The organism is Microvirgula curvata, from assembly GCF_054781615.1.
The window spans coordinates 108,641-130,915 of the sequence record NZ_BAAGUB010000010.1 but is presented as its reverse complement, the minus strand read 5'-3'; the positions used below and the strand labels follow the sequence as shown (position 1 = coordinate 130,915).

Here is a 22,275-nt window from a genome sequence, read left to right as displayed (position 1 = left end):
CCGACGAAGGCAACGGAGACGGACCGGTCAGGAAATTGACAAGCGGCGGGGGCAACCCTGTCATTGCCAAAACAGCGCACCCGTAGCTCAGTTGGATAGAGTATCTGGCTACGAACCAGAGGGTCGGGCGTTCGAATCGCTCCGGGTGCGCCAGATGTCCCCATCGTCTAGAGGCCTAGGACACCGCCCTTTCACGGCGACGACCGGGGTTCGACTCCCCGTGGGGACGCCATAGTATCAAAGTGTGACACACGCACCCGTAGCTCAGTTGGATAGAGTATCTGGCTACGAACCAGAGGGTCGGGCGTTCGAATCGCTCCGGGTGCGCCATGTCCCCATCGTCTAGAGGCCTAGGACACCGCCCTTTCACGGCGACGACCGGGGTTCGACTCCCCGTGGGGACGCCAATTCAGGCGGCCGCTTCTTCTTTCGAGGAAGCGGCCGTTTTCACGTTCCGGCTTGCCCCGCTGCCCGGGCACGATCTGCCGGGAATAAGATAAAGCTGCATTCAATCAAGCTGTTGCTGATGCAGATCACAGCATTTTTACCGGAAAACCCCTGCAGTTTCCGAATTTCACGCTTGCAGAGGGTTAGCCACTATGGCATAGTTTCACCACTCCACGACGAGACGCGGCCATGCCGGTTTCGGGTCCGGCCTGCCGGACTGATCGCTGGAGTCGTCGCTGAAAAAGTGTGACATGCGCACCCGTAGCTCAGTTGGATAGAGTATCTGGCTACGAACCAGAGGGTCGGGCGTTCGAATCGCTCCGGGTGCGCCATCCGTCTCCATCAGTTCCGGATTTGAAAAGGCCGCTTCGTCAGAAGCGGCCTTTTCGCGTCCGCTCACTGGTCCGGGCGGCATGTCTGCGCTACGCTGTGCGCGTATTCCTTTTCTCCGAACGATCACTGTCATGACGACTGTTTCCCTTGCCGGCCGCGAGCACGCGGTGGCCAATATTTTCTGCATCGGTCGCAATTATGCGGCGCACGCGTCCGAGCTCGGCAATGCCGTCGAAACCGACGAGCCGCTGGTGTTTCTGAAGCCGACCTCATCGCTGCTGCGTGAACCCGATCCGGTCCGGTTGCCGGTCTGGTCGGACGATATCCACCACGAATGCGAACTGGTACTGCTGGTCGGCCGCGACGCGCGTGACCTGGCGCCGGCGGAGGCGATGTCGGCGATCGCCGGCTATGGCATCGGGCTCGACCTGACGGCCCGCGACGTGCAGGCGGCGATGAAAGCCAAAGGCCAGCCGTGGACCAAGTCCAAGGGCTTTCCGGGGGCCTCCTGCGTGTCTGCCTTCGTTCCGGCCGGGCAGGTGGCGGCGGAGCGCTTCACCTTCTCGCTGCAGGTCAATGGCGAGACGCGCCAGCATGGCGACACGGCGCTGATGCTGTTTCCGCTACCGGTGATTGTCAGCTATCTGTCGACCCAATACGGGCTGACCGCCGGCGACCTGATCTATACCGGCACGCCGGAAGGCGTGGCACGCATTGCGGCCGGTGATCGCCTCGTGCTGACGCTGGACGGTGTGGTGTCGGCCGGCTTCGGGGTGATCTGATGGCGGATGCGCAAACCGGCCGGATCCGGCTGGACAAATGGCTGTGGGCGAGCCGCTTCTACAAGACGCGGGGGCTGGCGCAGGCGGCCATTGATGCCGGTCACGTCAGCCTGAACGGCGATCGTGCCAAACCGGCCCATGCAGTCAAGGTGGGCGACCGGGTCGGCCTGCGGCTGAATCAGCTCGAATATGCGCTGACCATTCGCGCCGTGTCCGACAAGCGCGGTTCGGCGACCATTGCGCGCGAGCTGTATGAGGAATCGGCGGAAAGCATTGCCCGGCGCGAGGAGCGCCTGCTGCAGTTGAAGGCCGAGCACGCGACTTTCCCGTACAGCGAGGGGCGACCGACCAAGAAGGCGCGTCGCGAGATCGATCGCTACCGGCGCGTCGACTGAGCCACGATACTGCCCGCGGTCTGGCCGTGCAGCCACGCACCGTGACGGGCCGCCTGGCCGGCGCTCAGCCCCTGCGCCAGCAGGGCGGCGATCATGCCGGTCAGCGTATCGCCCTGGCCGGCCTGCGCCAGGCCCGGGTGTCCGGTCGGGTTGACGGTAAAGAAGCCGTCCGGCCCGGCCACCAGCGTGCCGCAGCCCTTCAGCAGCGCGACCGCGTTCAGACGGCTGGCCAGCTGGCGGACGGCGGCGATCCGGTCGGACTGTACCGCTTCGGTGCTGGTGCCCAGCAGTCGCGCCGCTTCGGCCGGGTGCGGGGTGATCACGGTTGCGGCGCCCCGGGTCCGGCACAGGTCGGCCAGGCCGGCATCGGCGGCGATCAGGTTCAGGGCGTCGGCGTCGAGCACCAGCGGTCCGCCGCGCTGCAGCGTGTCCCGCAGCAATTGCGCGGCCGCCGGTGACTGACCGAGCCCGGGGCCGATCGCCACGACCGTGACATCGGTGTGGGCGATGGCGCGGGGGGCGTCGTCGAGCATCAGTTCCGGGTATAGCGGGTCGACCGCCAGTGCCGGCTCCAGCAGCCCGATCCTGACCTTGCCGGCGCCGGTGCGCAGTGCTGCGCGCGCAGCCAGCAGGGCGGCGCCGGTCATGCCGGTCGCGCCGCCAAGCACGGCGACACAGCCGAAGCTGCCCTTGTGGGCATTCTGTTTTCGTGCCAGCCGGTGCGTAATGTCGTCGTCGGGCTGGTAGCAGGCGCCGTCGGCTGCCGGCCACCAGGCGGGCGGGATGTCCAGTGTGGCCAGATGCACGTCGCCGGCCTGGTCCGGGCCGTCATGGGTCAGCAGGCCGGGCTTGTCGGCAAGAAAGGTCAGGGTTTCGGTGGCGGCCACGGCGCAGCCGGTCACCCGGCCGCTCCAGGCGTCGAGTCCGGACGGCACATCGAGGGCCAGCCGGTGGCCGGAGATGCCGTTCAGCCAGTCGATGGCCGCACAGGCGGCCGCGTCGGGCGCGCGGCGCAGACCGATGCCGAACAGGCCGTCCAGTGCCAGCGCCGGTGCGGTGCGTGGCGCGATAACCAGGGTGACGCCGGCGGCCAGAGCCTGGGCATGGGCACGCCGCGCGTCGTCGGTTGCCGGCTCGCCCAGCGGCAGCCAGGCATCGACACGATGGCCGCGTGCGGCCAGCCGGGCGGCGGCCAGCAGGGCATCGCCGCCATTGTTGCCGCGTCCGGCCAGCGCCAGGATCGGCTCACCGCGCACGATCCGCTGCTCGACCCGGTCGGCGATGGCGCCGGCCGCACGATCCATCAGCGGCATGCCGGCCTGCCCGGCGAGGGTTTCGATATGGCGCAGCGTGGCAAGCGTGTGGATCGGGCGGTTCATGTCAGTCTCCGGGGGCAGGCGGTGTTGCGGCAGGATCGGCCTCGCCCCAGCGCGCATGCAGCTGGTGCGGCACGCGCAACTGGTCGAGGATGCGGGCGACCACGAAGTCGACCAGGTCGTCGACCGTCTGCGGATGGGTGTAAAAGCCCGGCGATGGCGGCAGGATGATCGCGCCGGCGCGGGCCAGGCTCAGCATGTTTTCCAGATGGATGACCGAGAACGGCGTTTCGCGCGGCACCAGGATCAGCGGGCGGCGCTCTTTCAGGCTGACATCGGCGGCGCGTTCGATCAGGTTGTCGGACAGCCCGTGGGCGATGGCTGCCAGCGTGCCCATCGAGCACGGGCAGACCACCATCGCATCGGACGGATTCGAGCCGCTGGCGACCGGGGCGAACCATTCGTCGCGACCATAGACCGCCAGCTGGCCGTCTGCGGCGTGAAAGCGGGCGGCAAGGTCGCGCTGGACCCCGGCCGGGCGGGACGGCAGGGTCCAGCCCATTTCCTGCCGGGCGACGATCTGTGCCGCCTGTGAATACAGCAGCCGGACGTGGACGCCAGCCTGCAGCAGGGTGTCGAGCAGGCGCAGCCCGTACGGCAGGCCGGAGGCACCGGTCAGGGCCAGAGTAACAGTGGCGGGAGGGGTCATTGGGGGCGTGAAGCGAGCAGTCGGGTGGTCATGATACCGTTCAGCGTGCCGGTGACGAAGGCGGCGGCGGCAAACAGCGGGACGAAATAGCCGAGGCCGTTGCTCGGAATCAGCCAGAGTCTGGCCAGCAGCAGCTGGCCGCCGATATGGCAGAACGCGGCAATCAGCGACAGGGTGACCGGGCCGAACAGGCGGCGGGGCAGGCGATGGGCGAGCGCCAGCCCGAGCAGGCTGGCCGCCCCCCCGGCCGCGCTGAGGAAGAAGCCCGGGGTGAACAGGCTGCCGAGCAGCAGCGCGGCAGCGAAAATGCGCAGGACGCTGACAGCGATGGCGGCGCGCAGGCCGAGCCGTTCCAGTGCCAGCAGGGTGACAATATTGGCAAAACCGGGCTTGATGCCGGGCAGCGGCGTCGGGATGCCGGCGTCGAACAGCGCCAGCACGATGGCCAGCGCGGCCAGCCGCGCCAGACGACGATCGGCCGGCAGGGCGTGCAGCTCGATGACGCGCTCAGTAGCCAAGGCTGTCGTACTCCTGTTGCCGGCGCAGGACTTCAATGCTGGTCCGGTTCGGCAGGCAGATCGCCATTTCGCCAGGGCGGGACAGCCAGCCGTGGCGCACGCAGTACTGGCGCGGGCTGGGATCGGTGGCGATGCGGGCACGCCCGTTGCGGACTTCGACCACGGTGGTGCCAAGCGGGCCGGGCACTGACAGGGTGCGGTTCAGCCGCAACGGCAGGTCTTCGACCACCCGGCCGTCGGCGCGCACGCGCAGGGTCTCGCCGATGCCGTCACGCCAGAAGTGCAGGGCGCTGGCGACGACCAGCGCCGCGCCGAGCAGCAGCGCAAGCGCGTCGCCGGCGCGGAGTGGAATCATGCTTCGTCGAGTTCGCGATGGCGGACCAGTACCGTCTGCTCGCCCTGGCGCAGGCGGGCGGCGAGGCGTTCGCCGAGATAGACCGAGCGGTGCTGGCCGCCGGTGCAGCCGATGGCGACGGTCAGGTAATTGCGGTTGTCGAGACGGAAGGCCGGCAGCCAGCGTTCGATCAGCCCGGCGATGTCGTCCTCCATCTGGCCGACTTGCGGCTCGGCGGCAAGAAAGGCAGCTACCGGGGCATCGCGGCCGGTCATCGGCCGCAGCTCCGGGTCGTAGTACGGGTTTGGCAGACAGCGGGTATCGAACACGAAATCGGCGTCGAGCGGCACGCCATGCTTGAAGCCGAACGACTGGATGATCAGCACCAGCGAGCCGATGTCGAGCGACACGAAGGTACGCACATAACGGCGCAGCTGGTTGGCGGACAGGTCGCTGGTGTCGATGCGATGGCCGAGCTCGGCGACATCGCCCAGCATCTGCCGCTCCTGGGCCACGGATTCGGGAATGGTCAGCGCGCAGCCGGACAGCGGGTGGCGGCGGCGGGTTTCGGAAAAGCGGCGGATCAGGGTATCGGTCTGCGCGTCGAGGAACAGCACGCGGACGTCGTCACCGCTGGCGCGCAGCGTGTCCAGCGCCGCCGGCAGCGCACCGAGTGCGGCCGCGGAGCGGGTATCGACGCTGATGGCGACATGGTCGTAGCCGAACGGGCGCACCTGCTCGACCACGCTGGTCAGCAGGCTGGCCGGCAGGTTGTCGATGCAATAGAAACCGCTGTCCTCGAGCATGCGCAAGGCGATGCTCTTGCCCGAGCCGGACAGTCCGCTAATCAGGATCAGCTGCATTTTCCTGCTCCCTCAACATGCGCGTCTGCCGTTCGATGAAGTCGCGCGTGCTGTCGATGCCCCTGAGCTGGAGAATGTAATTGCGAACGGCGGTTTCGACCAGCACGCCCAGGTTGCGACCGGCAGCCACCGGAATGGTGACCTTGCGGATTTTGACGTTCAGGACTTCCTGCGTTTCCGACTGGATGGCCAGCCGGTCGATGTCCTGCATGATCTGGTCGGTGGCCTTGACCAGATGGATGATCAGTTTGAGGATCTTTTTCGGCCGGATGGCGGTTTCGCCAAACACCGTGCGGATATTGAGGATGCCGAGGCCGCGCACTTCAAGGAAATCGCGCAGCATGTCCGGGCAGCGTCCTTCCAGGGTTTCCGGGCCGATGCGGAACAGGTCGACCGCGTCGTCGGCCACCAGGCCGTGGCCGCGGGAAATCAGTTCCAGTGCCAGTTCGCTCTTGCCCATCGCGCTGTCGCCGGTAATCAGCACGCCGACCTCGAGCACGTCGAGGAACACGCCGTGCAGCACGGTGGACACCGCCAGGACTCGCGCCAGGTAGATGCGCATCACGTCCATCAGGTACGGCGAGGCCTGGCTCGAGGCGATCAGCGGCACGCGCTGGTGTTCGCAGGCGGCCTTCAGTGCGGCCGGAACCGGCTGGCCGTTGGCGACGATGATGGCCGACATCGGCAGCCGGAACAGCTGCTCCAGCGCTTCGCGGGCCGCGTCCTGTCCCAGCTGGTTCAGGTAGTCGCATTCGGCGACGCCGAGCACCTGCAGGCTGTTCGGGTGGATCAGGTTCAGGTGGCCGACCAGGGCCAGGGTTGGCCGCTGGTCGTCGGTGCCGATCAGGTTGTCGATGCCGGACGAGCCGGCGACCCAGTTCAGATTGAGTTTCTGCCGGTTGTCCTGATAAAGCTTCCTGACCGTGATGCTAGGCATGGCTGTCCTGCTGGGTGGTCAGAAGCTGGAACAGGGTCTGGGCATCCGGTGCGGCGGCCAGCGCTTCGCGCAGCTGGCGGCGGCTGAACATCTGTGCGAGTTCCGACAGTACCTGCAGATGCAGGTCGGTTGCCTGCTCGGGCACCAGCAGCACGAACAGCAGGCTGACCGGCTTGCCATCGGGCGAGTCGAACGGAATCGGGGATTTCAGGCGGATGAAGCAGCCGGCGACGTCCTTGAGCCCCTTGGCGCGACCGTGCGGGATGGCAACCCCGTGACCGAGTCCGGTGGAGCCGAGTTTTTCCCGGGCGAACAGGCTGTCGAAAACGGTGCTGCGGGCAATGCCGTAGGCGTTCTCGAACAGGATGCCGACATGCTCGAACACGCGTTTCTTGCTGCTGACGTCGAGATCGACGAGCAGGTGGTCGGTGCTGGGCAGGATCTTTGCGATCAGACTCATGGTCGTCAACGAGTACGAGTAATCAAAACGGGGCCATTCTAGCCGGTTACGGCGGGAGCGTCTGCCGCATTAGTGGGCACCCCGGCCGGTCTGCACCAGCAAAGGGCGGACCGGCAGCGGAATGCCTGTGCCGGCACCCCTCCGGGCGCGAGGGCCCGCAATCAAACGGGGGGACTGCCGTTTCCGGCAGTCCCCCCCTTTCAGTCAGGCCTGAGCCAGCGGCACGACGACCGCGGGCGCTTGCCCTTGTGAGTCTTCTTCAGGCTCAGGCTTCGGAGCCGGCGGACAGCTCCTGTGCCTTGTGCGCCTTGTCCGAGAAGTGATCCGTACTCTTCTCCTTGTGCTTCAGCACCTGTCTGTCCAGCTTGTCGGCAACCAGGTCAATGGCCGCATACATGTCGGCTGCGACTTCCTCGACGTGGATGTCCTTGCCCTTCAGGTGAACGTCGACCGTCACTTTCTGGTCGAGTTTCTCGACCGAGAGGGCGACGTTGACGGCAATGACGTTATCGACGTGGCGGGTGATGCGGTCGATTTTTTCCGACAGGTAGTCGCGCAGGCTCGGAGTGACTTCGAGATGGACGCCGGTGATGTTCAGGTTCATACCCTAACTCCTTCTGGTGGGCTGGCGTATCCATGTTGCTGGATACGCAGGGGGCGCGCCTTGACGCGCGTTAAATCGTTTTCCGCTGGTTTACCGGTGGTATCAGCAATGCCTCGCGATACTTGGCGACGGTGCGGCGGGCAACCTGGATGCCCTCGTCACCGAGCCGTTCGGCCAGCACGCTGTCCGACAGCGGTTTGTGCGGGTCTTCGTCGGCAATCAGCTTGCGCAACCGCGCCTTGATGGCGGTTGCCGAGCATTCGCCGCCGGAATCGGTGTCCAGCGCCGTGCCGAAGAAGTACTTGAGTTCGAACACGCCACGCGGACAGATCAGATACTTGCTGCTGGTCACGCGGGAGATGGTCGACTCGTGCAATCCCAATTCGTCGGCGACGTCGCGCAGCACCATGGGGCGCATTGCGACTTCACCCTGATCAAAGAACGCCTGCTGTCGCTCGACGATGACCTGCGACACCCTGAGTATAGTGTCGGCCCGCTGTTCGATGTTGCGGATCAGCCACTTGGCTTCCTGCAGCCGGCCGGACAATTGTCCGGCCTCGCCGCGGTGCCGGCTGAGCATCTGCGCGTACAGCTGATTTACTTTCAATTTGGGCTGAGTCGCAGGATTCAAGAGGGGCAGCCAGATTCCGTTGCGATCGCGACGGACCAGCACGTCGGCCATCACGTAGTGGGTGTCGCCGCTGCCGAAACCGGCGGCCGGACGCGGGTTCAGCGAGGCGATCAGCGCCTGGGCCTGCCGGATCGATTCGTCGTCGGCACCGGTGGCGCGGCGCAGCCGGGTGAAGTCGCGGTTGGCGAGCAGCGGCAGGTGGTGGCGGACGATGTCCTGCGCCAGCGGCCTGGCCGGCGACTCGGGCCGGGCCGCCAGTTGCAGCAGCAGCGATTCGGTCAGATCGCGCGAGGCGACACCGGCCGGCTCGAACTGCTGGACCAGGGTCAGCGCCACGGTCAGCTCGTCGGGATCGATCTCCAGTTCCGCCGGCAGATGGACGGCAAGCTCTTCCAGCGGGCAGGGCAGGTAGCCGTCGTCGTCCAGTTCCTCGATGATGACCATCGCCATTGCCCGGTCGCGGACCGACAGCGGCAGCTCGGCCAGCTGCGCCAGCAGATGCTCGCGCAGCGTGGTGGCCCGGGTCAGGTTCTGGTGCGGGTCCCAGTCGTCGTCTTCGTCGCTGCCGTTGCGGCCGTAGCTGGACCAGTCGTTGACCAGGTTCAGGTCGGTGGCGCTGTCGTCGTTGCCGCCGGCCCCGTCCTGCTGCTGCGGTGGCTCGCGCGGCTCGTCATGGCCGTTGATGGCAATCTCGCCGGCATCGCTGACTTCCGCGCCGTTTTCGTCACGGCCCTCGTCGCGCTCCAGCAGCGGATTGTCGGCGATGAACTGTTCCACTTCCTGTTGCAAGTCCAGCGTCGAGAGCTGCAGCAGCCGGATCGACTGTTGCAGTTGGGGCGTAAGGGTCAGTTGCTGACCCAGCTTGAGCTGGAGGCTTTGCTTCATGGCCGCTGTCTAGAGGTGGAAATGCTCGCCCAGGTAGACGCGGCGGACATTTTCGTCCTCGACCAGCGCCTGGGGCTTGCCGGCGGCAAGTACGCTGCCGGCATTGATAATGTAAGCCCGATCGCAGATGCGCAGGGTTTCGCGAACATTGTGATCGGTGATCAGTACGCCGATGCCGCGCTCCTTCAGGTAGGAGATGATCTTCTGGATATCGATGACGGCAATCGGGTCAACGCCGGCAAACGGTTCGTCCAGCAGGATGAAACGCGGGCGCATGGCCAGCGCGCGGGCGATTTCCACCCGGCGGCGCTCGCCGCCGGACAGCGACAGCGCCGGGTTGTCGCGCAGGTGGGCGATGTTCAGATCGTCGAGCAGCAGCTCCAGTTCTTCCTGGATCTTCGCCCCTTTCAGTCCGGTCAGCTCGAGCACGGCGAGAATGTTTTCCTCGACCGTGAGCTTGCGGAAGATCGAGGCTTCCTGCGGCAGATAGCCGATGCCGAGCCGGGCACGCTGGTGGATGGCCAGATGGCTGGCATCGATATCGTCGATATGGATGTCGCCGGCATCGGCCGGCACCAGGCCGACGATCATGTAGAAACTGGTGGTCTTGCCGGCACCATTCGGACCGAGCAGACCGACGACCTCACCGCTGTTGATTTCCAGCGAGACATCCTGGACCACCGTGCGCTTCTTGTAGCGCTTCTGCAGGTGGCGGACGCTGAGGCGACTGGTGGCTTGCGTCATTTATTGGCGCCTTCCTTCTTTTCACGCGGCTGGATCACCACGGTGACACGGCCCTTGCCGCCCTTCATTGCCTGGCCATGGGCATCGCTGCGGGTGCCGGTGGCCTGGAATTGCTGGGTCTTGCCGTCGTAGATGATCACATTGCCGGTGACGACGTCGCCACCGCGCTGAACTCTGCCGTTGTCATAGATTGTAACCAGTTGCTTGGCGTTGTCGTAGTCAATGCGCTGGCCCTTGCCGTTGATCCACTCGACCTTGCCGTCGCTGTCAGGGTCGAGGCGCTGGCGGAAGGTGGCCGGGTTGCCGATGGCGGTGCCGTACTGGTTGCCGGCCTTGTCCTGGTTCACCGTCAGTTTGGCGGCGGTCAGCTTCGATGTGCCCTGGGTCAGGATCACATTGCCTTCGTAGACGGTCACGCCCTTCTGCTGGTCGAGACTGGCCTGGTCGGCTTCGATATTGATCGGTTTGCTGCGGTCGGCCTTTTCGGCATGGGCGGCGAGGGCGCTGCAGACGATCAGGGCACCTGCGGCGAGGCGGAAGGAATTATTCGGATTTCGGCGGAGCATAAGTCATCCTGACGCGCGATTTGAGTTTGTATTGTTGGGTGGCATCGGCGTAGTGGAAACCCACCGAGTCAATGCGGTTGCCGCCTTCGACGTAGATTGCCGGCGCCAGGGTGTCGGCGGTGCGCTTGCGCGTATCGACGGTCAAGCGGGTGGTGTCCAGCGTGGCCGGCAGCGGATGCTGCGCCGAAGGCTCTCGCCGGGCGCGGACCTTGCCGTCGAGGAAGGCGATGCCGGTATCGTTGTTGTACAGGCCGCTGGTGGTAAAGATCGACAGATCCTTCCGTCCCAGGCTGTACTGTTCCAGCGTCGAGTCGGTAAAGAATACCCGCTTGTCTTCCGGATATTGCCACATGGATTTGCCGAAGGCGTGGCGGTCGATGCGGCCATTGGCGTCGAAGCTGGTGCCGACAAAGTCGGACGCCATGTACTCGACCGTACCGCGGTTGACCGGGTCGCGGCCGGCCGGCAGCATCGACAGCAGGTATTCCAGCCACAGCGTCAGCAGGATCAGGATCACGGCCAGCAGCAGCGGGAACAGGCGCGAGGCATTGCGGAGTGCGAACATGGCTCAGTCTTCCAGGTACGGCGCGAGCGCCGCGTCCAGCGTGCCCTGGGCCTGCATGATCAGTTCACAGACTTCGCGCACCGCGCCGTGGCCGCCATGGCGACCGGTCACGTAGTGGGCGTGGCTGCGCACGATATCGGGCGCGGCCGGCACCGCGACAGCGAAGCCGACCTGGCGCATGACCGGCAGGTCGACCACGTCGTCACCGACATAGGCACAGGCGGCCGCGTCGAGCCCGGTTCTGGCCAGCAGATCGGCGAATGCGGCGCGCTTGCCTTCCGACCCCATGTACAGGTGATCAATGCCGAGCGCGCGCGCGCGATGCTCGGTGGCGCCGGAGGCGCGGCCGGTGATGATGGCAAGGGCGACGCCGCTTTTCTGCAGCATCTTCAGGCCGTGGCCGTCGAGGGTGTTGAATGCCTTGATTTCCTCGCCGGCCGGCGTGAAATACAGCTGGCCGTCGGTCAGGACGCCGTCGACGTCGAGGATCAGCAGGCGGACGGGAACTGCGAGTGCATGGACAGTGTGCATAGTCAGTATCGTGTTACACCACACCGGCGCGGAACAGATCGTGCATGTTCAGCGCGCCAGCCAGTTTGCCGTTCGTGTCGAGCACGAGCAGGCCGTTGATCTTGTTGGCCTCCATGACCTTGACCGCTTCGGCCGCGAGCCGGTCGGCAGCAATGGTCTTGGCGGCCGGCTGCATGACCGTGCCGACCGGGGTGGCGAGGAAATCCGCCTGACCGGCATCGATCAGCCGGCGCAGGTCGCCGTCGGTAAAGATGCCGCGCAGCGTGCCGTCCGCGTCGGCGATGGCGGTCATGCCCAGCCCCTTGCGGCTGATTTCCAGCAGCGCATCGCGCAGGCTGGCGTCCGGTGCGACCACGGGCAGCGCATCACCGCCGTGCATCACGTCCGAAACATGGACCAGCAAACGCCGGCCCAGGCTGCCGCCCGGATGCGACAGCGCAAAATCTTCGGCACGGAAATTCCGCGCATCGAGCAGCGTCAGTGCCAGCGCGTCGCCGAGCGCCAGCGCGGCGGTGGTGCTGGCGGTCGGTGCCAGACCGAGCGGTCCGGCCTCGTGTTCGATGGCCGCGTCCAGATGGATGTCCGATTCGCGGGCCAGCGTCGACGTGTCGCGGCCGGTCATGCCGATCAGGGTGACGCCCTTGCGGCGGATGGCCGGCAGCAGGGCGATCAGCTCACCGGATTCGCCCGAATAGGACAGGGCGATCACCACGTCGCCGGCGGCAATCATGCCGAGGTCGCCGTGGGCGGCTTCGGCCGGGTGGACGAAGAATGCCGGCGTGCCGGTCGATGCCAGCGTGGCGGCAATCTTGCGCGCGATATGGCCGGACTTGCCCATGCCGGTCACGATGACCCGGCCACGGCAGGCGAGCACCGCGTCGACGGCGGCAAGAAAGCTGCCGTTCAGGCGTGCGGACACGCCCTCGATGGCTTGAGCTTCGGTGGCGAGAACATCGCGGGCAAGGGCGAGGCGATGGGCGGACAGGGATGCATTCATGTCAGGTCGGGAGGGCGCTGTCACCCTCCGTCAAAAGATGTCGTAGTGGGGGAGTATACCAAGCGTTAAACTCGCGGCGTTTCCGATACTTCATGCCACTGTCGATTTCCTGATGCATTCATTAGCACCTGTCGTTGCCATCCTGTTCGCCGCCGTCGGGGTCATCACCCTGTGCCGGGCGGTCAAAGTCCCCGCCATGCTCGGTTACCTGCTGGTGGGATTCATTGTTGGCCCGGGCGGGTTCGCGCTGATTGCGGGGACTGACCAGTCCCAGTTTCTGGGTGAAATCGGCATTGTTTTCATGATGTTCACCATCGGTCTTGAATTCAGTCTGCCGAAACTGCGGGCGATGCGGCGCATCGTGTTCGGGCTTGGCGCCGGCCAGGTGGTGGTGACCCTGCTGGCAGTCATGGTGCTGTTCATCGCGCTGGGCGGGCGGCCGCTTACCGGCTTTACGCTCGGCGCGGTGGCGGCCCTGTCGTCGACCGCGATCGTGTCCAAGCTGCTGACCGAGCGGCTGGAACTCAATGCGCCGCACGGGCAGATGTCGATCGGCGTGCTGCTGTTCCAGGATCTGGCGGTGGTGCCGATGCTGATTCTGCTGCCGGCGCTGGCCGGCAATGCCGAAACGCTGGCACTGGATCTGGCGATCGCCTTCCTGAAGGTCGTGCTGGTGATGGTGCTGCTGTTCACCGTGGGCCAGAAGCTGCTGCGGCCGTGGTTCCATGTGGTCGCCCGGCAGCGCTCGGGCGAACTGTTCATGATCAATGTGCTGCTGATCACGCTGTCGATTTCGTGGCTGACCGAACTGGCCGGGCTGAGTCTGGCACTGGGGGCTTTCGTCGCCGGCATGTTGATCGCCGAAACCGAATATCGCTACCAGGTCGAGGAAGACATCCGGCCGTTCCGCGACATTCTGCTCGGCTTCTTTTTCATCACCATCGGCATGCGGCTCGATCTCGCCGCGCTGGCCGAGCGTTTCTGGCTGGTATTCGCCTTTGTGGCCGTGCTGGTACCGGGCAAGGCCATCGTCATGTTCGCGGTGGCGCGAACCTTCCGCTATCGGGCCAATGACGCACTGCGAACCGCACTGGCGCTGGCACAGGGGGGCGAGTTCGGCTTCGTGCTGATCGCGCTGGCCGGCAACCTGGGACTGGTGGCGCCGGCGATCGAGCAGGCGGCGATTACCTCGGTGCTGATCTCGATGCTGATGTCGCCATTCCTGATCCAGCAGACGCCGCGGCTGGTACGCCTGCTGATCCGTTCGGACTGGGTCAGCCAGGCGGCCGATCTGCACCAGATCCTGGTGTCGAGCATGATGCGCAACGAGCACGCGATCATCTGCGGCTACGGTCGCAGCGGCCAGGCGCTGGCGCGGCTGCTGGAAAAAGAGGACATGAGCCTGTTCGCGCTCGACCTCGATCCGGAGCGGGTGCGCGAGGCAGCAGCAGCCGGCGATGCAGTGGTATTTGGTGATGCCGGCAAGCGGGAAGTGCTGCTGGCTGCCGGCCTGATGCGGGCCAAGGTGCTGGTGATTACCTTCGCCGATACCCATGCCAGCATGCAGATCCTGCGCGTGGCGCAGACGTTGCGGCCAGACCTGCCGATTATCGTGCGTACCGTCGACGACAGCGATATCGACCTGCTGCGCGAGGGCGGGGCGGACGAAGTGGTGGCCGAGGTCATGGAAGGCAGCCTGATGCTGGCCAGCCATGCGCTGATGGCGATGGGGGTGCCGATGAACCGGGTACTGCGCCGCATCCGCTCGGTGCGCGAGGAGCGCTACAGCCTGTTCCGCGGCTTCTTCCGCGGCATTACCGACGACACGCTGGCACTGGACGACTCCAAGCAGTCACGGCTGGGTACGGTGCTGCTGGCGCCGGGCGCGGCATCGATCGGCCAGTGTCTGGGCGAACTGGACCTCGGTGCACTGCATGTACAGGTGCGGGCGGTCAAGCGCAAGCAGGGTCGGGTGATCGGTCCGGACGATGCCTTCGTGCTGCAGGCCGACGACGTGCTGGTGCTGCTGGGTTCGGCCGAACACCTGGCGGCGGCCGAGCTGCTGCTGCTGGAAGGCGTCTGAGTCGCGGGTATGATTGGACATCATCAGGTCGGCGCCGGTCAGGCGCCGGGGGAGGAAAATCGTCATGAAAAGCATTGCCGACATCCGCAAGGATTACGCCAGCCGCGAGCTGAATGAAACCGACTGTCTGGCCGACCCGGTCAGGCAGTTTGAAATCTGGATGGACGAGGCCATTACCGCCGAACTGGTCGAACCGACGGCAGTACTGGTGTCGACCGTCAGCCCCGAGGGCCGGCCGGCGGCACGGGTGGTGCTGCTGAAGGGGGTCGAGAACGGCCGGTTCGTGTTCTTCACCAACTACCTGTCGCGCAAGGGGCGGCACCTGGAAGCCAACCCGGTCATCGCCCTGACCTTTTTCTGGCCGGGGCTGGAGCGCCAGGTCAATATCGAGGGCGTGGTCGAGCGCCTGCCGTCCGCCGCATCGGACAGCTATTTCGACAGCCGGCCTTACAAGAGCCGGGTCGGCGCCTGGGCCAGCGAGCAGAGCCAGCCGATTGCCGGTCGCCATGTGGTGATGGCGCGGTTTGCGCAGTACGCGGCCAAGTACGCGCTGCATGTTCCGCGTCCGCCGCACTGGGGCGGCTTTGCGGTGATTCCGGAGCGGATCGAGTTCTGGCAGGGGCGTCCGTCCCGCCTGCACGATCGCGTGCTGTACCAGTTGCAGGCCGACGGCAGCTGGAGCCGCGACCGGCTGGCGCCATGATGATGGCGGCGCCAGCGCTGGTCTGATTCATTCACGACGCCATTTTCAGCCCGAGAATGCCGGCCACGATCAGGCCGATGCAGACCAGCCGCGCCGCCGTGGCCGGGTCGTTGAACAGCACGATACCGAGGGCGGCGGTGCCGACGGCGCCGATGCCGGTCCAGACGGCATAGGCGGTGCCGATCGGCAGGTCGCGCAGCGCCAGCCCGAGCAGGACGATGCTGAACAGCATCGAGATGCCGGTCAGCACTGACGGCAGCAACCGGGTGAAGCCCTCGGTGTATTTCAGGCCGATGGCCCAGCCGATTTCAAACAGACCCGCGATAAACAGCATGAGCCAGGCCATGGTCAGTCCTTTCCTTGTGCGGGGAGCGAAGTCTCCCGCGTGAGTGTCAGCAGGCGTTCGATCACCGCTGTCCGCGTGACCGGGTCCAGCGGTTCGATACCGAACGCTTCATTCATCCAGATGCCGTCCACGGCCAGCCGCACGATGTGGGCCAGCAGCGGGTCGGCCACGTCTGCGGCGATCTGCGCCTGCCAGTCGCGCTGGCGGTCGGCATAGCGGGCGACCTGCTCCGGCCGGGTGCCGAGCGCGGCGATCAGCGAGGCTTCGCGCCGGGCAACGGTTTCGCTGTCGAGATCAGGCGGCAGCGCGGCCAGCAGGTAGGCGCGGACGCCAGCGCCGTGGCTGGGGTCAGCCTGCCGGTAGGCGTCCATGCGGGCATCGACCGCCCGGGTCAGCCGGGCGATCAGGGCCGCCACCAGTGCATCCTTGCCGGCATAGTGGTACAGCAGGCCGCCTTTGCTGACGCCGGCCCGTGCCGCCACGCTGTCCAGAGTCAGATTGGCGACGCCGTGTTCCATTACGCAATGTTCGGCCGCATCGAGAATGCGGTTCTGGGTGTCCGTTGTCGTCATGGCACCGAATGTAAACCGTCCGGACGGTACAGTAAAGTGCCGGGCGCGATGGCGGGCGTGCTGCTAGGCTGTGCGCCCCTGCCAGAAACCCGCCTGCCATGTACCGACTGATCGACCGCCAGCCCGACTTCATCATTATCGACAAGGCACCGGGCGTTGCCGTGCATCGCGACCAGGAAGCGCAGGGCCTGCTTGATGTCCTGCGCGCGGATCTGGGGTGCGACAGCCTGCATCTGGTACATCGTCTCGATGCGATCACCTCCGGCCTGATGGTGCTGGCGACGCATCGCGATGCCGCGCGTACGCTGTCGCAGGCGTTTCATGACCACCAGGTCGACAAGTTCTATCTGGCGCTGTCCGATCGCAAGCCGGCGCGCAAGCAGGGCTGGGTGACCGGCGACATGGACCGCGGCCGCCGCGGCAGCTGGCGCCTGTTGCCGACCCGGGTCAATCCGGCCATTACCCGGTTCTTCTCCGTCTCGGTCGAACCCGGCGTGCGCGCCTTTCTGCTGCGGCCGTGTACCGGCCGCACCCATCAGTTGCGCGTGGCACTGAAAAGCCTCGGCAGCCCCCTGCTGGGCGATCCGCTGTATCACGCGGCCGATGCGGCGAATGCGGCGGCCGATCGCGCCTACCTGCATCACTACGCGTTCGCCTTCGAGCTGGGCGGGCGCCGCTGGCGCTATGTCCAGCCGCCGACGACCGGTACGCATTTCCTGGCGGCGCCGTTTGCGGCAGCGCTCGGCCGTTTTGATGATCCCTGGGCGCTGGATTGGCCGGAATCATGTATAACTCGTTGATTTTAAATTTGATTGTTGAGTGGCTGCTGTCTGGCGAGGCCGGGCTTTCCAATGCAAGCCAATGATTTTGTTTGATAAAATGTCGCCGCGCGCTACATTCGATAGCCGAGCGGGGCATTTGCGGCTAGAATCGCGTCTATAGATAGCGATGCAACGGGTTGCCCTGGCCGGCAGCCCGTTTTGCTTGATCGGCCCGCGCAGCGAGCCCGAAGGCATCCGTGGCAGCATGCAGGCGGAGACGCCGGAACGGATACCGAGTCGGGTAGCCGGACCCGGCGTCTGTCGCCGTTGGCGATTTCGCCGGCCTGCGCGGATCGACACGGGCACGCCCGGCACGGGCGAGTTTCCGTCGGAGCACACCATGCAACAGCCTGTCATCACCGTATCCACCCTCGATCTCGACCGATTGGAGGCCCTGCTGGAGAATATCGACAGCAAGGCTTTCCCCGCAGCCGGGCAACTGGCCCGCGAACTCGATCGTGCCGAAGTGGCCGAGCCCGCCGACATGCCTGCCGGCGTTGTGACGATGAATTCGCGCGTGCGTTTTGCCGCCGACAATGGCGAAATCCGCGAATACACACTGGTTTACCCGAAGGACATGAACGGCAACCCGGACCGGCTGTCGGTGCTGGCGCCGGTTGGCGCGGCGCTGCTCGGCCTGTCGGTCGGGCAGACGATCGAATGGCCGATGCCGGACGGCGCGACGCTGCGTCTGACCGTGCATGAAGTGATCTGGCAGCCGGAAGCCGCAGGCGAGTTGCACCGCTGATTCGCGCGAAACCGACGGCCCGCATGAGCACCCTGACCGATCTGAAGTACCTGAAGACCGTGATCGAGACCGCATTGCTGGTCGCGACCGAGCCGCTGTCGGTCCATGACCTGAAGCGGCTGTTCACCGAATCGCTGCAGTCGGGCCTGATCTACGAAATGGTGGAGGAAATCCAGAACGAATGGCGGGGTCGGGGCATCGAACTCGTCAAGCTGGCCAGCGGCTGGCGCTTTCGCGCCCGGGCCGAATTCAAGCCTTACCTGGAACGACTGAGCCCGGAGAAACCGCCGCGCTATTCGCGCGCGGTGATGGAAACCATCGCCATCGTTGCCTACCGGCAGCCGGTGACGCGCGGGGACATCGAGTCCATTCGTGGCGTCTCGGTTTCCAGCCATGTGATGCAGACCCTGTCCGAACGGGGTTGGATCGAAGTCATCGGCCACAAGGACGTGCCGGGACGTCCCGGTCTGTACGCCACGACCCGCAAGTTTCTCGACGATCTCGGCATGAAGTCGCTGAAGGACCTGCCACCGCTCGCCGATATCGGCGCGCTGGTCATACCCGAAATACCGAATGACGACGCGGGCGCAAAAGACGCCGCGTCGGCGCAAGCATTGAACGAAAGCCCAGAAGATGTCGAAACCGAAGCCCAGTAACCAGCGCACTGCCCGCCAGCCGGCCGCGCGAACGCACCGCGACCAGCCGAAGGCGCCGTACTCCGCGCCGCGTGGTGGCAACCAGAAGCCGTTTGGCCGCCCGGAAGGGGAAGCGGGCCGTGGCGCGCCGCGCCAGGGCGGAGATCGCCCGGCCTACGGCGGCTCGCGTGATGACGACCGTCGTCCGTCCGGCCCGCGTGGCGAGGGCGGCTTCAGCCGTGGCCCGAAGCCGTTTGGCGACCGTGCGCCGCGCCAGGGCGGGGATCGTCCGGCCTATGGTGGCCCGCGCCAGGGGGGAGACCGTCCGGCGTTCGGTGGCCCGCGTGACGGCGGTGACCGTCGTCCGTCCGGCCCGCGTGGCGAGGGCGGCTTCAGCCGCGGCCCGAAGCCGTTTGGCGACCGCGCACCGCGTCAGGGCAGTGACCGCCCGGCCTATGGCGGCCCGCGCGGTGATGGTGATTTCAACCGTGGTCCGAAGCCGTATGGCGACCGTCCGCCGCGTCAGGGCGGTGACCGCCCGGCCTATGGTGGCCCGCGTGACGGCGGCGACCGCCGTCCGTCCGGCCCGCGTGGCGACAGTGATTTCAACCGGGGTCCGAAGCCGTATGGCGACCGTCCGCCGCGTCAGGGCGGTGACCGCCCGGCCTATGGTGGTCCGCGTGACGGCGGCGACCGTCGCCCGTCCGGCCCGCGCAGCGACAGCGGCTTCAGCCGTGGCCCGAAGCCGTATGGTGATCGTCCGCCGCGTCAGGGCGGCGACCGTCCGGCGTTCGGTGCTCCGCGTGACGGCGGCGACCGCCGTCCGTCCGGCCCGCGTGGCGACAGTGATTTCAACCGTGGTCCGAAGCCGTATGGCGATCGTCCGCCGCGTCAGGGCGGCGACCGTCCGGCGTTCGGTGCTCCGCGTGACGGCGGCGACCGCCGTCCGTCCGGCCCGCGTGGCGACAGTGATTTCAACCGTGGTCCGAAGCCGTATGGCGATCGTCCGCCGCGTCAGGGCGGCGACCGTCCGGCGTTCGGTGCTCCGCGCGACGGCGGCGACCGCCGTCCGTCCGGCCCGCGTGGCGACAGTGATTTCAGCCGGGGTCCGAAGCCGTATGGCGATCGTCCGCCGCGTCAGGGCGGTGACCGCCCGGCCTATGCTGGTCCGCGTGATGGCGGCGACCGCCGTCCGTCCGGCCCGCGTGGCGACAGCGATTTCAACCGCGGTCCGAAGCCGTATGGCGACCGTCCGCCGCGTCAGGGCGGGGATCGCCCGGCCTATGCTGGCCCGCGTGACGGCGGCGACCGCCGTCCGTCCGGTCCACGTGGCGACAGTGATTTCAACCGCGGTCCGAAGCCGTATGGCGATCGTCCGCCGCGCCAGGGCGGCGACCGCCCGGCCTATGCTGGTCCGCGTGATGGCGGTGACCGCCGTCCGTCCGGCCCGAAGCCGTTCGGTGGCGAAGGCAATGCCTATCGTGGCCCGAAGGCAGGCAATGGCGGACCGGCGGCAAGCCGCCCGGGCAGCTATCTGCCGGTGCTTCGTGCCAAGAAAATGCCGCAGCGCCATCTGTCGGGCAAGCTTGAGCAGAAAATGCTGAAGCTGCGCGAAACACGTATCGACCCGAACAAGGGGCTGCACGAAATGCGCCTGCAGAAGGCGCTGGCACTGATGGGGCTGGGCTCGCGTCGCGACATGGACGAGATGATCACCCAGGGCCGCGTCAGCGTGAATGGCGAAGTGGCCGAACCGGGCACGCGCGTCGTGCCGGGTGACAAGGTGCGCGTCGATGGTCGCCAACTGGCCATCCGCTGGCCGGACCGCCTGCCGCGCGTCATTGTCTACCACAAGCAGGAAGGCGAAATCGTCACCCGTGACGACCCGGAAGGCCGGGTCACGGTGTTCGAGCGTCTGCCGCAGACGCGCTCCAGCAAGTGGGTCGCCGTTGGCCGCCTCGACGTCAACACTTCCGGGCTGCTGATTTTCACCACCTCGGGTGAGCTGGCGAACCGGATGACGCACCCGAGCTTTGAAGTCGATCGTGAATACGCCGTGCGCACACTGGGCGCGCTGACGCCGGATCAGATGAAGGAATCGACCCGGGACATCGAACTCGAGGACGGACCGGCGCGCTTCCAGTTCATCCGCGAGGAAGACGACAAGGAAGAAAGTGCGAACCACTGGTACCGTGTCGGCCTGCGCGAAGGGCGCAATCGTGAAGTCCGTCGTCTGTTCGAACACTTCGGCCTGACCGTCAGCCGCCTGATTCGTGTCCGCTTCGGCATCGTCACGCTGCCGTCGCGGCTCAAGCGCGGGCAGTTCTACGAACTCAATGAACTGGAAGTCGCCAAGCTGGTGCAGTGGGCCGGCCTGACGCTGGCCGGAACCAGCGACGACGCCTGATCGTCTGCAGCGCCGCCGCGAGGGGGCGCTGCGTCTTTATCCCTGGAGGAACAAGCCCATGAACCGGTCCCGATGGATCGTTGCCGTCATGGCCTCGCTGCTTAGCGGTTTGCTGGTCGCCTGCGGTGGCAGTCCCGCGCAGGCGGAACCGGCTGCCGATACGGCGGCACTGCCGGCGCAGATCGCCGATACTGTGGATGTGGATGTGCTGAAGCAGGCGATGGTTGGCCGTTTCCGTGGCGAGTTGCCGTGCGCGGACTGCAGCGGCATCGACACCGACCTGACGCTGAATGCCGACATGAGCTACCAGCTGAGCGAAACCTATCTCGGCAAGGGCAAGCCGTTCGTGTCGACCGGCAAGTGGAATGTGGTCGATGGCACGCGCAAGATCGAGATCGACTACGACAAGCCGGGTCAGGGCCGCTATTTCCAGCTGGCCGGCAAGCACTTGCAGATGCTGGACAGTGACGGCAATCCGGTCGACAGCAAGCTGAATTACACGTTGACGCGACAGTAAGCACTGGCGCGTCCCGCCGCCTGCGTGCCGCTGGCGGCGGTTTTCCGCGTCGCCACGGCACGGGCCTTTCCCCCGGGTTCCGCCATGAACAAAGCCTTTACCCAGGAAGATGACAACGAACAGGACGACGACCTGCCGGTCGAGCGTCAGTTGCCGCGTTCGGGCAAGAATTACATGACGCCAGGTGGCTGGCAGCGCATGAAAGACGAGCTGTACCACCTGGTACATCGGGAACGGCCGGAAGTCACCCAGATCGTCAACTGGGCGGCCGGCAATGGTGACCGTTCGGAGAATGGCGACTACCTGTATGGCAAGCGCCGGCTGCGGGAAATCGACCGTCGCATCCGTTTTCTGACCAAACGGCTGGAAGTGGCCGAGGTGGTCGATCCGGAACGGCGCGAGCCGACCGACCAGATTTTCTTCGGCGCGACCGTCGTCATGCTGCGCGGCAACGGGCAGGAACAGACGGTCAGCATTGTCGGCGTCGACGAGATCGACGTGGCGCGCGGCCATATCAGCTGGGTGTCGCCGATCGCCCGGGCCCTGATCCAGGCGCGCGAGGGAGACGAAATCCTGTTTCGCGGTCCTGACGGCGATGAGCAGATCGAGATCCTGGAAGTGCGCTACCAGCGCGTGGACCCCTGAGTTCATTGCACGTAACCATCGTGCGGCGTCGCGTTCCGAAATGTAGTACCGGGTTTTTGGGTCAATTTTTGTGACATAATTGCGCCCAGTGATGACCGTTGGACGGTCCGCGGACCGGTTCCGCTCCGCCCTGTCCAGATTGCCCCGTGCCTGCCCGTATCCGCTGTGTGCCCTGTCTCGC

26 protein-coding genes and 5 tRNA genes are annotated in these 22,275 nt (G+C 66.1%); 15 read left to right on the top strand and 16 right to left on the bottom strand.

All coding sequences use genetic code 11. The annotated features are described in order from the left end of the window. Positions 1-76: 76 nt before the first annotated feature. From ACYVG8_RS05285 to ACYVG8_RS05255, 7 genes are all read left to right on the top strand, one after another. Positions 77-153 (top strand) — tRNA-Arg (locus tag ACYVG8_RS05285). Between the two features lie 3 nt (positions 154-156). Beyond that, positions 157-232 (top strand) — tRNA-Glu (locus ACYVG8_RS05280). 21 nt (positions 233-253) lie between these two features. Next, positions 254-330: transfer RNA gene (locus ACYVG8_RS05275), tRNA-Arg, on the top strand. Between the two features lies 1 nt (position 331). Next, positions 332-407: transfer RNA gene (locus ACYVG8_RS05270), tRNA-Glu, on the top strand. A 295-nt stretch (positions 408-702) separates the two neighbouring features. Further along, a tRNA-Arg gene (locus tag ACYVG8_RS05265) sits at positions 703-779 on the top strand. A 132-nt stretch (positions 780-911) separates the two neighbouring features. Beyond that, positions 912-1,562 carry a fumarylacetoacetate hydrolase family protein gene (locus ACYVG8_RS05260; RefSeq protein ID WP_028500526.1) on the top strand — a complete coding sequence of 217 codons (651 nt, stop codon included), beginning with the start codon at positions 912-914 and terminating at the stop codon, positions 1,560-1,562. Further along, positions 1,562-1,957 (top strand): RNA-binding S4 domain-containing protein, encoded by a 396-nt coding sequence (locus ACYVG8_RS05255; RefSeq protein ID WP_028500527.1) that lies wholly within the window; start codon positions 1,562-1,564, stop codon positions 1,955-1,957. Before ACYVG8_RS05260 ends, ACYVG8_RS05255 begins: the two co-directional genes overlap by 1 nt. On the opposite strand, the gene ACYVG8_RS05250 is transcribed toward ACYVG8_RS05255, so the two are convergent. The 14 genes from ACYVG8_RS05250 to ACYVG8_RS05185 form a co-directional block, all read right to left on the bottom strand. After that, on the bottom strand, positions 1,939-3,336 hold the full coding sequence (locus tag ACYVG8_RS05250) for an NAD(P)H-hydrate dehydratase (protein ID WP_460745113.1): 1,398 nt from the start codon (positions 3,334-3,336) through the stop codon (positions 1,939-1,941). The genes ACYVG8_RS05255 and ACYVG8_RS05250 overlap by 19 nt on opposite strands. Position 3,337: 1 nt before the next feature. Beyond that, positions 3,338-3,982 carry a flavin prenyltransferase UbiX gene (locus ACYVG8_RS05245; protein ID WP_028500528.1) on the bottom strand — a complete coding sequence of 215 codons (645 nt, stop codon included), beginning with the start codon at positions 3,980-3,982 and terminating at the stop codon, positions 3,338-3,340. Then, positions 3,979-4,500 (bottom strand): Gx transporter family protein, encoded by a 522-nt coding sequence (locus ACYVG8_RS05240; protein WP_036386976.1) that lies wholly within the window; start codon positions 4,498-4,500, stop codon positions 3,979-3,981. Before ACYVG8_RS05240 ends, ACYVG8_RS05245 begins: the two co-directional genes overlap by 4 nt. Further along, positions 4,490-4,855, bottom strand: a complete 366-nt coding sequence (locus ACYVG8_RS05235; protein WP_028500530.1) for a NusG domain II-containing protein — start codon at positions 4,853-4,855, stop codon at positions 4,490-4,492. Before ACYVG8_RS05235 ends, ACYVG8_RS05240 begins: the two co-directional genes overlap by 11 nt. Beyond that, on the bottom strand, positions 4,852-5,697 hold the full coding sequence (rapZ, locus tag ACYVG8_RS05230; protein ID WP_107889547.1) for an RNase adapter RapZ: 846 nt from the start codon (positions 5,695-5,697) through the stop codon (positions 4,852-4,854). Before rapZ ends, ACYVG8_RS05235 begins: the two co-directional genes overlap by 4 nt. Then, the gene (gene hprK / locus ACYVG8_RS05225; protein ID WP_028500532.1) at positions 5,678-6,634 is read right to left on the bottom strand and encodes an HPr(Ser) kinase/phosphatase; all 957 of its coding nucleotides are present in this window, start codon (positions 6,632-6,634) and stop codon (positions 5,678-5,680) included. Before hprK ends, rapZ begins: the two co-directional genes overlap by 20 nt. Next, a complete protein-coding gene (gene ptsN / locus ACYVG8_RS05220) occupies positions 6,627-7,094 on the bottom strand; it encodes a PTS IIA-like nitrogen regulatory protein PtsN (RefSeq protein ID WP_028500533.1) in 468 nt (155 codons plus the stop codon). Before ptsN ends, hprK begins: the two co-directional genes overlap by 8 nt. A gap of 265 nt (positions 7,095-7,359) precedes the next feature. Beyond that, the gene (hpf, locus tag ACYVG8_RS05215; RefSeq protein WP_028500534.1) at positions 7,360-7,698 is read right to left on the bottom strand and encodes a ribosome hibernation-promoting factor, HPF/YfiA family; all 339 of its coding nucleotides are present in this window, start codon (positions 7,696-7,698) and stop codon (positions 7,360-7,362) included. Positions 7,699-7,768: 70 nt separating this feature from the next. Next, entirely contained in the window at positions 7,769-9,214 is a 1,446-nt protein-coding gene (locus ACYVG8_RS05210; protein WP_028500535.1) for an RNA polymerase factor sigma-54, read from the bottom strand. A gap of 9 nt (positions 9,215-9,223) precedes the next feature. After that, on the bottom strand, positions 9,224-9,958 hold the full coding sequence (gene lptB / locus ACYVG8_RS05205; protein ID WP_028500536.1) for an LPS export ABC transporter ATP-binding protein: 735 nt from the start codon (positions 9,956-9,958) through the stop codon (positions 9,224-9,226). Continuing rightward, positions 9,955-10,524, bottom strand: coding sequence for a lipopolysaccharide transport periplasmic protein LptA (lptA, locus tag ACYVG8_RS05200; protein ID WP_028500537.1), 570 nt, complete (start codon positions 10,522-10,524; stop codon positions 9,955-9,957). The genes lptB and lptA overlap by 4 nt, the downstream gene beginning before the upstream one ends. Continuing rightward, entirely contained in the window at positions 10,502-11,089 is a 588-nt protein-coding gene (gene lptC / locus ACYVG8_RS05195) for an LPS export ABC transporter periplasmic protein LptC (RefSeq protein ID WP_028500538.1), read from the bottom strand. Before lptC ends, lptA begins: the two co-directional genes overlap by 23 nt. Before the next feature lie 3 nt (positions 11,090-11,092). Beyond that, on the bottom strand, positions 11,093-11,620 hold the full coding sequence (locus tag ACYVG8_RS05190; protein ID WP_028500539.1) for a KdsC family phosphatase: 528 nt from the start codon (positions 11,618-11,620) through the stop codon (positions 11,093-11,095). 13 nt (positions 11,621-11,633) lie between these two features. After that, entirely contained in the window at positions 11,634-12,617 is a 984-nt protein-coding gene (locus tag ACYVG8_RS05185) for a KpsF/GutQ family sugar-phosphate isomerase (RefSeq protein ID WP_028500540.1), read from the bottom strand. Positions 12,618-12,729: 112 nt separating this feature from the next. On the opposite strand from ACYVG8_RS05185, the gene ACYVG8_RS05180 reads away from it, so the two are divergent. Beyond that, positions 12,730-14,700, top strand: a complete 1,971-nt coding sequence (locus ACYVG8_RS05180) for a monovalent cation:proton antiporter family protein (RefSeq protein ID WP_028500541.1) — start codon at positions 12,730-12,732, stop codon at positions 14,698-14,700. A 64-nt stretch (positions 14,701-14,764) separates the two neighbouring features. Next, positions 14,765-15,403 (top strand): pyridoxamine 5'-phosphate oxidase, encoded by a 639-nt coding sequence (gene pdxH, locus ACYVG8_RS05175; protein ID WP_107889548.1) that lies wholly within the window; start codon positions 14,765-14,767, stop codon positions 15,401-15,403. 31 nt (positions 15,404-15,434) lie between these two features. Here the strand turns inward: pdxH and sugE are convergent, their stop codons facing one another. Together sugE and ACYVG8_RS05165 are read right to left on the bottom strand one after the other, a co-directional pair. Continuing rightward, complete coding sequence (sugE, locus tag ACYVG8_RS05170) at positions 15,435-15,749, bottom strand: quaternary ammonium compound efflux SMR transporter SugE (RefSeq protein ID WP_028500543.1); 315 nt, start codon at positions 15,747-15,749, stop codon at positions 15,435-15,437. Between the two features lie 2 nt (positions 15,750-15,751). Then, positions 15,752-16,321, bottom strand: a complete 570-nt coding sequence (locus tag ACYVG8_RS05165) for a TetR/AcrR family transcriptional regulator (protein WP_107889549.1) — start codon at positions 16,319-16,321, stop codon at positions 15,752-15,754. 98 nt (positions 16,322-16,419) lie between these two features. Between ACYVG8_RS05165 and ACYVG8_RS05160 the strand changes: the two genes are divergently transcribed. The 6 genes from ACYVG8_RS05160 to greB all read left to right on the top strand — a co-directional run bounded on the left by ACYVG8_RS05160 (position 16,420) and on the right by greB (position 22,094). Beyond that, a complete protein-coding gene (locus ACYVG8_RS05160; RefSeq protein WP_112692298.1) occupies positions 16,420-17,121 on the top strand; it encodes a TIGR01621 family pseudouridine synthase in 702 nt (233 codons plus the stop codon). Positions 17,122-17,482: 361 nt separating this feature from the next. Beyond that, the gene (gene rnk / locus ACYVG8_RS05155) at positions 17,483-17,890 is read left to right on the top strand and encodes a nucleoside diphosphate kinase regulator (protein ID WP_028500546.1); all 408 of its coding nucleotides are present in this window, start codon (positions 17,483-17,485) and stop codon (positions 17,888-17,890) included. Between the two features lie 23 nt (positions 17,891-17,913). Continuing rightward, positions 17,914-18,546: an SMC-Scp complex subunit ScpB gene (scpB, locus tag ACYVG8_RS05150; RefSeq protein WP_028500547.1), complete on the top strand. Its 633-nt coding sequence runs from the start codon at positions 17,914-17,916 to the stop codon at positions 18,544-18,546. After that, positions 18,524-20,932, top strand: a complete 2,409-nt coding sequence (locus ACYVG8_RS05145) for a pseudouridine synthase (protein WP_460745112.1) — start codon at positions 18,524-18,526, stop codon at positions 20,930-20,932. The genes scpB and ACYVG8_RS05145 overlap by 23 nt, the downstream gene beginning before the upstream one ends. 58 nt (positions 20,933-20,990) lie before the next feature. After that, complete coding sequence (locus ACYVG8_RS05140) at positions 20,991-21,449, top strand: copper resistance protein NlpE (RefSeq protein ID WP_051529080.1); 459 nt, start codon at positions 20,991-20,993, stop codon at positions 21,447-21,449. 84 nt (positions 21,450-21,533) lie between these two features. After that, positions 21,534-22,094, top strand: coding sequence for a transcription elongation factor GreB (gene greB / locus ACYVG8_RS05135; protein WP_028500548.1), 561 nt, complete (start codon positions 21,534-21,536; stop codon positions 22,092-22,094). Positions 22,095-22,275 lie beyond the last annotated feature (181 nt).

What these genes read in the sequence shown, in the direction of transcription:
- ACYVG8_RS05260 (WP_028500526.1), top strand. Translation starts at nt 912, where the DNA reads ATGACGACTGTTTCCCTTGCCGGCCGCGAGCACGCGGTGGCCAATATT.
- ACYVG8_RS05255 (WP_028500527.1), top strand. Translation starts at nt 1,562, where the DNA reads ATGGCGGATGCGCAAACCGGCCGGATCCGGCTGGACAAATGGCTGTGG.
- ACYVG8_RS05250 (WP_460745113.1), bottom strand. Translation starts at nt 3,336, where the DNA reads ATGAACCGCCCGATCCACACGCTTGCCACGCTGCGCCATATCGAAACC.
- ACYVG8_RS05245 (WP_028500528.1), bottom strand. Translation starts at nt 3,982, where the DNA reads ATGACCCCTCCCGCCACTGTTACTCTGGCCCTGACCGGTGCCTCCGGC.
- ACYVG8_RS05235 (WP_028500530.1), bottom strand. Translation starts at nt 4,855, where the DNA reads ATGATTCCACTCCGCGCCGGCGACGCGCTTGCGCTGCTGCTCGGCGCG.
- rapZ (WP_107889547.1), bottom strand. Translation starts at nt 5,697, where the DNA reads ATGCAGCTGATCCTGATTAGCGGACTGTCCGGCTCGGGCAAGAGCATC.
- hprK (WP_028500532.1), bottom strand. Translation starts at nt 6,634, where the DNA reads ATGCCTAGCATCACGGTCAGGAAGCTTTATCAGGACAACCGGCAGAAA.
- ptsN (WP_028500533.1), bottom strand. Translation starts at nt 7,094, where the DNA reads ATGAGTCTGATCGCAAAGATCCTGCCCAGCACCGACCACCTGCTCGTC.
- hpf (WP_028500534.1), bottom strand. Translation starts at nt 7,698, where the DNA reads ATGAACCTGAACATCACCGGCGTCCATCTCGAAGTCACTCCGAGCCTG.
- ACYVG8_RS05210 (WP_028500535.1), bottom strand. Translation starts at nt 9,214, where the DNA reads ATGAAGCAAAGCCTCCAGCTCAAGCTGGGTCAGCAACTGACCCTTACG.
- lptB (WP_028500536.1), bottom strand. Translation starts at nt 9,958, where the DNA reads ATGACGCAAGCCACCAGTCGCCTCAGCGTCCGCCACCTGCAGAAGCGC.
- lptA (WP_028500537.1), bottom strand. Translation starts at nt 10,524, where the DNA reads ATGCTCCGCCGAAATCCGAATAATTCCTTCCGCCTCGCCGCAGGTGCC.
- lptC (WP_028500538.1), bottom strand. Translation starts at nt 11,089, where the DNA reads ATGTTCGCACTCCGCAATGCCTCGCGCCTGTTCCCGCTGCTGCTGGCC.
- ACYVG8_RS05190 (WP_028500539.1), bottom strand. Translation starts at nt 11,620, where the DNA reads ATGCACACTGTCCATGCACTCGCAGTTCCCGTCCGCCTGCTGATCCTC.
- ACYVG8_RS05185 (WP_028500540.1), bottom strand. Translation starts at nt 12,617, where the DNA reads ATGAATGCATCCCTGTCCGCCCATCGCCTCGCCCTTGCCCGCGATGTT.
- ACYVG8_RS05180 (WP_028500541.1), top strand. Translation starts at nt 12,730, where the DNA reads ATGCATTCATTAGCACCTGTCGTTGCCATCCTGTTCGCCGCCGTCGGG.
- pdxH (WP_107889548.1), top strand. Translation starts at nt 14,765, where the DNA reads ATGAAAAGCATTGCCGACATCCGCAAGGATTACGCCAGCCGCGAGCTG.
- sugE (WP_028500543.1), bottom strand. Translation starts at nt 15,749, where the DNA reads ATGGCCTGGCTCATGCTGTTTATCGCGGGTCTGTTTGAAATCGGCTGG.
- ACYVG8_RS05165 (WP_107889549.1), bottom strand. Translation starts at nt 16,321, where the DNA reads ATGACGACAACGGACACCCAGAACCGCATTCTCGATGCGGCCGAACAT.
- ACYVG8_RS05160 (WP_112692298.1), top strand. Translation starts at nt 16,420, where the DNA reads ATGTACCGACTGATCGACCGCCAGCCCGACTTCATCATTATCGACAAG.
- rnk (WP_028500546.1), top strand. Translation starts at nt 17,483, where the DNA reads ATGCAACAGCCTGTCATCACCGTATCCACCCTCGATCTCGACCGATTG.
- scpB (WP_028500547.1), top strand. Translation starts at nt 17,914, where the DNA reads ATGAGCACCCTGACCGATCTGAAGTACCTGAAGACCGTGATCGAGACC.
- ACYVG8_RS05145 (WP_460745112.1), top strand. Translation starts at nt 18,524, where the DNA reads ATGTCGAAACCGAAGCCCAGTAACCAGCGCACTGCCCGCCAGCCGGCC.
- ACYVG8_RS05140 (WP_051529080.1), top strand. Translation starts at nt 20,991, where the DNA reads ATGAACCGGTCCCGATGGATCGTTGCCGTCATGGCCTCGCTGCTTAGC.
- greB (WP_028500548.1), top strand. Translation starts at nt 21,534, where the DNA reads ATGAACAAAGCCTTTACCCAGGAAGATGACAACGAACAGGACGACGAC.